Origin of the sequence: Nonomuraea sp. MG754425 (assembly GCF_021699195.1) — a bacterium.
Taxonomy (GTDB): domain Bacteria; phylum Actinomycetota; class Actinomycetes; order Streptosporangiales; family Streptosporangiaceae; genus Nonomuraea.
Window position 1 is genome coordinate 106,945 of sequence record NZ_SSXE01000031.1, and the last position, 7,275, is coordinate 114,219.

Consider the following 7,275-nt stretch of genomic DNA (forward strand, 5'->3'; position numbering starts at 1 on the left):
CGGGACAGCAGGTCATCCCGCCCAGCGGACCGGCGGCCCGATCACCAGTGCGGTTCCGGTCAGCGGTCCGCGGACTGCGGGTTCCCGGCGTCCGGCTGTGTAGCTTCCGTGGCCTGAAGCCGGCACGCCGGCGCGTGGGCCGACCATCGGGAGACAAGGTGGAACCAGCGGACATCGGGTCCGAGTTCGAGACCGACATCATGATCATCGGGGCGGGGCCGACCGGGCTCTACGGCGCCTACTGCGCCGGCTTCCGCGGCCTGCGAACCGTGGTGGTGGACGCGCTGCCGCAGGTCGGTGGGCAGATTTCGGCGCTGTACCCGGAAAAGCAGGTACGCGACGTCGCGGGCGTCCCGTCGTTGACCGGGCGGGCTCTGGTGCAGGCGCTGCACACCCAGGCGGCGACGTACGAGCCGGTCTGGCTGCTGGGCAGGCAGGCCGTCGGCCTGCGGCGCCGCGCCGACGGCCGCCCGGTCGTGGACCTGTCCGACGGCACCTCCGTCACGACGGGCGCCGTCGTCCTGACCGCGGGCATCGGCACCCCCACGCCGCGCCCGCTGCCCGGCTGCGAGGAGTGGATCGGCAGGGGGCTGTCGTACTTCGTGCCCGACCTGTCGGCGCACACCGGCCACGAGGTGATCGTCCTCGGCGGCGGAGACAGCGCCGTCGACTGGGCCCTGGCGCTGGAGCCGCTGGCCAAGTCGGTCACGCTGGTGCACCGCCGGGCCGCCTTCCGCGCCCACGCGGCGAGCCTGGCCAGCGCCCGCGCGAGCGACATCGCCATCATCACCGACGCCCACGTGCTGTCCCTGGCCGGGGCGGACCGGGTCGAGCGGGTGCACCTGCGCAGGCGCGGCGAAGCGGACAGCACGCTGCCCGCCGACTCCGTCATCGCGGCGCTCGGGTTCGTCAGCGACCTCGGCCCGCTCGCCGGGTGGGGGCTGGAGCTGCGCGGACGGTCCGTCCTCGTGGACCAGCGCATGCGCACCAACCTGCCGGGCGTCTACGCGGCGGGCGACCTGACCGAGTACGACGGCAAGGTCCGCCTCATGTCGGTCGGGTTCGGCGAGGTCGCCACCGCCGTCAACAACGCGGCCGTCGAACTCGACCCCGGCCTGCCCCTCTTCCCCGGCCACTCCACCGAAGCCGCCTGAACCACCATCCGTTAGGGGAGAAGACATGAGCTACGTCATCGGCCCGGCCTGCATCGACGTCAACGACCGCGCGTGCATGGACGTCTGCCCGGTCGACTGCATCTACGAAGGCGGCCGCAAGAGCTACATCAACCCGGCCGAGTGCATCGACTGCGGAGCCTGCGAGCCGGAGTGCCCGGTCGACGCGATCTTCGTGGACCGGTCGGCGCGCGGCGACGACACCCGCACGCTGTTCGTGGAGGACTCCCGCAACTTCTTCCTGACCGTGCTGCCGGGCCGGACGACGCCGCTCGGCGAGCCGGGCGGCTCCGGCAAGGTGGGCGCCCTGTACACGGACACCGAACTGGTCACCGGCTACGAGAGCTGAAAGGCCGGGCCCCGCGCGGGGGCCCGGCCTTTTGTCATCGCCCGGTGAACCGGGCCTCGCGCCTGTCCAGGAACGCCTGCAGCCCCTCGGCCGCGTCATCGGTGTGGATCAGCTCCATGACCGCCGCGCGCTCCCCTTCCAGGGCCTGCTCGATCGGCAGGCCGTAACCCTCGTCCACGATCCGCTTGAGCATGCCGATGGTCCGGGTCGGCTTGGCGGCGAGCGTGTCCGCGTGCCGGGCCACCACCTGGTCGAAATCCTCGCCCGCCACGACGTCCACCAGCCCCAGCCGCAGCGCCTCCGTGGCGGTCAGCCGGGCGCCTTCGATCATCAGCAGCTTGGCCCGGTGCGGGCCGAGCAGGCGGGGCAGTCGCTGGCTGCCGCCCGCGCCGGGGAACAGCCCCAGGTTCATCTCGGGAAAGCCGAACGTGGCCGGCTCGGCCAGGATCCGCAGGTCGCAGGCGAGCGCCAGTTCGGCGCCGCCGCCCAGCGCGTGACCGTTCATCGCGGCGATGACGGGCTTGGGCGCCAGTTCCAGCAGCCGCTGCACCTCGATCCAGCGGCGCATCCGCACGTGGTTGGCCTCGGACAGGTCCCGCATCACGGCGATGTCGGCACCGGCGACGAAGAAGCGGCCCGTCCCGGTGATGACGACGCAGCGCACCTCCGGGTCCTCGGCCAGCCTCGGGACCAGGTCGAGGAACTCCTCGATCATCGCCGGGTCCACGGCGTTGGCCGGCGGCCGGTCGATGACGACCGTCGCGACCCCGCCTTCGTACCGCACTTCCAGCACTGATCTCGTCATGGACGGCTCCTCCCCTTCACTCCAGGACTCCGGCTTCGCGCAGCGGCGCGAGCTCGGCCTCTGCCATGCCGAGCAGGTCTTCCAGCACCGCGTCCGTGTGCTCGCCGAGCAACGGGGCCGCCGTGACCAGCGCCCCGGGTGTCTCGGACAGGCGCACGACGATCCCCTCGTGCCGTACCGCACCGGCGATCGGGTGCTCCAGCACGGGGTAGAAGCCGCGCTCCGCCAGGTGCGGGTCGTGCTCCACCAGGTCCTGCCCGGTGGCGACGACGGCGGCCGCGATGCCGCGGGACTGCAGGTCGGCGGCCAGGTCCGCGCCGTCCTGCCGGGCGCACCAGGCCGCGAGGGCCGCGTCGATCCGATCCTCCTCGCGCAGCCGGTCCTGCGGCCCGGCGGACTCCAGATCGTCCAGCCCGGCGCGCCGGGCCAGCCGCCGCCACTGCTCCTCGTCGCGGACGGCCAGCGCCAGCCACCGGTCCTCGCCCCTCGTCGGGTAGACGCCGTGGGGCACCATCCTCGGGTGCCGGTTGGGCTGGGCGGCGGTGCGCCGGTCCGCCGGGAGGTCCGCGGGCAGCCGGGCCTGGAGGACGGCCGGGCCCATCGTGGCCGCCATCGCCTCGAGCTGCGAGAGGTCGACGTGACCACCACGCCCGGCGGCGACCAGGTCGAGGGTGGCGAGGACCGCGGCGTTGGCCGCCACCATGTCGCCGAGCCCGAACGTCAGCCCCTGCGGCGCCTCGCCGGGATCGGCGGTCTCGCTGGTGAGCCCCGACATGGCGGCGAGGGTGTCGGCGAAGGTCACCGCGTCCCGCCAGGGGCCGCTCTGCCCGACGCCCGCCATGGAGACCAGGATGACGCCGGGGTTGATCTCGGCCATCCGGTCGTAGCCCAGCTCCCAGCGGGCGAGCACGCCGGGGCTGAAGTTCTCGACCACGATGTCGCAGCGGGCGACGAGCCGCCGCAGGATCCCCAATCCCTCCTGGGTCCGCAGGTTGAGCGCCACGCTGCGCTTGTTGCGGTTGTAGTTGAGGAAGTAGCCGCTGTCGTCGAAGCCGGCGTCGGGGCGCAGCCGCATCGAGGGGGCGAAGCGGGTGGGGTCCTGCCGGTGCCGGGACTCGATCTTGATGACGTCCGCGCCGTGCTCGGCCAGCGTCTTGGTCGCGTACGGGCCGGCCAGCACCCACGTCAGGTCCAGTACGCGGACGCCGTCCAGCACCCGGCGGGCCGGGCCGACGGTCGGGCGGGAGGGCCGCCGGCCGCGCGGGCTCCCGGTCCGCCAGGGTGCCGCCGGGTCGGCCCGGTCCGGGGCGGCGAGCCGTACCGGCCGGGGCAGGCCGGGCGCGGGGAAGGGGAAGCCGACGTCGAGCACGCCCTCCTCCGGCAGGTCCGGCCCGTGCACGCGGGTGAAGAAGTCGCGGGCGGCGAGCTGCTCGTTGGCGGTCAGGCGGGCGGCCGTGCTGACCTCGGCCCAGGGCAGCGCCCGGCGGCGGCCCTCCCGCGCCAGCTCCGTACGGGGGCGGCGGGCGGCGAACCCGGCCACGATCCGGTCCACGTGCTCGCGGCCCTGCCAGCGCAGGACCGGGTCGGCCCACTTCGCGTCGGTGAGGTCCGCCGCCTCGCCGTGCTCGGCCATCCAGGCCAGCAGGTCGGTCCACATGCGGTCGCTGCCGGAGTACCCGCCGGCGACGTGACCGTCTGCGGCGGCGAAGACGCGGTGCGCCACGTGCTCGTACACGCCGCCGTTGCGCGAGGGGTGCCGCCCCGCGTGGATCCACGCGATGGCGGCCGTCTCCAGGGTCGCGGCGACCGCCTCCTGCGCGGAGACGTCGATGAGCTGCCCGCGACCGGTGCGGTCGCGGGCGATGACGCCGAGCAGCGCCGCGATCGCCAGGTGGGCGCCCGCGAGCTGGGCCGCCTGCTCGCGCGGCGGCGCCTTGGGCGGCAGACCCGGCTTGCCGCCCAGCCAGGCCATCCCGCCGGCCGCGGCGGCGACCAGGTCGCCGGCCTCCCGGTCGCGCCACGGTCCGGTCAGGCCGAACGGCGTGACGACCGCGTGGACGCTCCCCTCCCAGCGCGAGCGCGGCTCCTCCCCCGTGACGGTCAGGCCGCGCAGGCCGCCGCGCGGGCCGCTCTCGATGACGACGTCGGCCTGCGCCGCGAGCTCGTCCAGGCGCGCCTCGCCCGCGCCGCCCTCGGGCAGCCGCACCAGGCGTTTGCCGGCGTGCCAGTGCAGGTCGTCCGCCCGTGGCAGTTCCGCGTCGGCCGGACGTTCGACCCTGACCACGTCGGCGCCGAGGCCGACCAGCAGCCGGGCCCCCTGAAAGGCCAGTTCGTCGGTGAGGTCGAGGACCCGCAGGCGATCGCCGCGCCCGTTCTCCTCCATGCCGTTCTCCCTTCGCAGCCCGTTCTCCCTGTCGCGGGACGTGCCGGGGCCGACCGTAGGGGCCGGGCCACCGGGCGGGCGACCGCAACGGTCTGCCCAGCGGGACGACTCGCCGGTGTCAGGGCGCGGCACGGCCGCGGTCGGCGTCCCAGGTGTCCGCCGTGACGCCCTGATCGCGCAGCTCCCCCTTGACGACCTTGGTGGCGGTGTTGCGCGGCAGCTCGCCGAGGACGCGCACGTAGCGCGGAACGGCGTGCCGCGGCAGCCGCTCCAGGCACCAGGCGCGCACGGCCCGCGGCTCGATCGCCGCCCCGCCGGCCACGGCCACCGCGACGAGCAGTTCCTCCTCAGTCAGCTCGGAGGGCACGCCCACGGCGGCGGCGTCCAGGACGCCCGGCATCGCCGCCACCACCCGCTCGACCTCCCAGGTCGCGATGTTCTCGCCGCGCCGCCGGACGACGTCCGCGCGCCGGCCGGCGAAGTGCAGGAAGCCGTCCTCGTCGAACCGGCCGCGGTCGCCCGTGTGGAACCAGCCGTCGCGCACGACCGCGCGGGTGGCCGCGGGGTCGCCCACGTACTCGCTGAAGGTCGTCCAGGGGGTGCGCGGCCGTACGGTGATCTGCCCCGGTCGCCCGCACGGCACCGGGCGGCCGTCGTCGTCCCTGATCACCACCTCGTACTCGGGCACCGGCCGCCCCGCCGCGCCGGGACGGTGGTCGGCGGAGCTGCCGGCCGCGACGTCGCCGAGCTCGGTGCAGGCGTACGCCTCCAGCAACTCCACCCCGAACCGCTCCCGGAAGCGCCGGGCCAGCGCCGCGGGGGCCGGACCGCCGTAGGCGCGGCGTACCCGGTGGCCGGTGTCGTACGGGGTCGCGGAGGTTCGCTCCAGGATGGCGGCCATCGCGCCCATGAAGTTGAAGGCGCTCACCCCTTCGGTCCGGCAGGTCTGCCAGAACCGGGAGGCGGAGAACCTCGGGCGCACCACCAGGACCGCTCCGGAGATCAGCGCCGGCAGCAGGCCCGCGTGCCGGACGTTGATGTGGTTCCACGGGAAGACGTTGAGGAGCACGTCATCGGCGGTGTAGCCCATGCTGCGCACGACGCGCCGGGCGTGCCGGACCCCCGCGAAGTGCGGCAGCAGCGCGCCCTTGGCCCGGCCGGTCGTGCCCGAGGTGGCCATGACCACGGCCGGGTCGGCGGGCGCCGGGCGGTGCCGGGGCAGCGGGCGCCGGTCGGCGAGCAGGTCGTCCAGGATGATCGCCCGCGGCAGCACGCCGGGCTCGCCGTCCACCAGCACCACGCGGTCCATGGTCGCGGCGAACGTGAGCAGGCCGGGGTTGCGGCGCAGCACGTCCGCCCCGGCGATGAGCGTCCTGGCCGTCCCGGCCGCCGGCCGCCGGGCGTCCAGGGCGAGCGGGACCTCGACGGCGCCCAGCCTGGCCAGGGCGAAGACGACGGACACGAGCTCCGGCCCCGGTTCCAGGCAGGTGAGGACGTGGTCGCCGGGAGCGATCAGCCGCGCGAGGCCGCGGGCGGCGGCGACGGCCAGGTCATGGCACTCGCCGACGCCGAGGGCGCGTCCGTCCGCGAACCTGGCGAGCCCGGCGCCGGGTGTCACCGCCGCCCGGCGTTCGAGGAGGTCGAACATGGTCTCAGGAGCCGCCGTGACGTCGTCGTGGTGCTGATCGGTCATGGTGTTCCTCGTTGAGCTGTGGTTCCGGCCACCGGACCGAGAACCTCGGGGCGGCGGGCACGTCTGCGGACGATGAGGGGATGAATCAGAGATCAGAGACATCGGGCCCCCGTGTCGTCCTCGTCACCGGCGGGACGAGCGGTATCGGCCTCGGCATCGCCACCGCGTCGCTCGCCGCCGGCCACCGGGTGGCCGTCCTCGGCCGCGACCCGCGCCGCTGCGCGGAGGTGACCGCCGCGCTCGACCCCGGCCGGATCATGGCCCTGCCCTGCGACACGACGGACGAGGCCGCGCTGAGGGCCGCGGTGGGCACGGTGGCCGGCCGGTGGGGGCGCATCGACGGCCTGGTCACCTCGGCGGGCCGGCTGGCCAGGGGTTCGGTGGAGACCCTGGACACCGAGGTGTTCCGGGCCTGTCTGGAGACCAACGTGCTGGGCACCTGGCTGGCGGTCCGGGCGGCTCTGCCCCATCTGCGCCGCTCCCCGGCCGGACGGATCGTCACGATCGGGTCCGTCCTGGGCGGGGTGGGTGCCGCGGAGCGGTCGGCGTACAGCGCCACGAAAGGGGCGGTCGCGGCGCTGACCCGCTCGCTCGCGCTGGAGCTGGCGGACACCGGCATCACCGTGAACTGCCTGGCCCCCGGGCCGATCCGGACCGAGATGAACACGGGCGCGGACGACCTGGAGACGCAACGGGCGCTGCTGGCCAGGGTGCCGCTCAAGCGGTGGGGCACCCGGGGCGAGGTGGCGCACATGGCCTTGGCGTTGCTCAGCGAGGAGTCCTCCTTCGTGACCGGCGCCGTCGTCCCGGTGGACGGCGGCTACTCGGCAGGGTGAGGGCGGCGTGCGGGCAGGGTGCGGGCGGCGTGCGGGC

6 protein-coding genes are annotated in these 7,275 nt (G+C 75.0%); 3 read left to right on the forward strand and 3 right to left on the reverse strand.

Going from position 1 to position 7,275, the window contains the following annotated elements; translation table 11 throughout:
* Nucleotides 1–158 precede the first annotated feature (158 nt).
* Together FAF44_RS13995 and FAF44_RS14000 are read left to right on the forward strand one after the other, a co-directional pair.
* Complete coding sequence (locus tag FAF44_RS13995) at nt 159–1,154, forward strand: NAD(P)/FAD-dependent oxidoreductase (RefSeq protein ID WP_237103558.1); 996 nt, start codon at nt 159–161, stop codon at nt 1,152–1,154.
* A gap of 25 nt (nt 1,155–1,179) precedes the next feature.
* Nucleotides 1,180–1,521 (forward strand): ferredoxin family protein, encoded by a 342-nt coding sequence (locus tag FAF44_RS14000; protein WP_237103559.1) that lies wholly within the window; start codon nt 1,180–1,182, stop codon nt 1,519–1,521.
* A 34-nt stretch (nt 1,522–1,555) separates the two neighbouring features.
* Here FAF44_RS14000 and FAF44_RS14005 read toward each other — a convergent pair whose 3' ends face one another.
* From FAF44_RS14005 to FAF44_RS14015, 3 genes are all read right to left on the reverse strand, one after another.
* Nucleotides 1,556–2,326: an enoyl-CoA hydratase/isomerase family protein gene (locus FAF44_RS14005; protein ID WP_237103560.1), complete on the reverse strand. Its 771-nt coding sequence runs from the start codon at nt 2,324–2,326 to the stop codon at nt 1,556–1,558.
* 16 nt (nt 2,327–2,342) lie between these two features.
* A complete protein-coding gene (locus tag FAF44_RS14010) occupies nt 2,343–4,709 on the reverse strand; it encodes a CoA transferase (protein ID WP_237103561.1) in 2,367 nt (788 codons plus the stop codon).
* 118 nt (nt 4,710–4,827) lie between these two features.
* Nucleotides 4,828–6,402: an AMP-binding protein gene (locus tag FAF44_RS14015; protein WP_237103562.1), complete on the reverse strand. Its 1,575-nt coding sequence runs from the start codon at nt 6,400–6,402 to the stop codon at nt 4,828–4,830.
* Between the two features lie 80 nt (nt 6,403–6,482).
* Here FAF44_RS14015 and FAF44_RS14020 point away from each other — a divergent pair, with 80 nt between their 5' ends.
* Nucleotides 6,483–7,238: an SDR family NAD(P)-dependent oxidoreductase gene (locus tag FAF44_RS14020; protein ID WP_237103563.1), complete on the forward strand. Its 756-nt coding sequence runs from the start codon at nt 6,483–6,485 to the stop codon at nt 7,236–7,238.
* Nucleotides 7,239–7,275 lie beyond the last annotated feature (37 nt).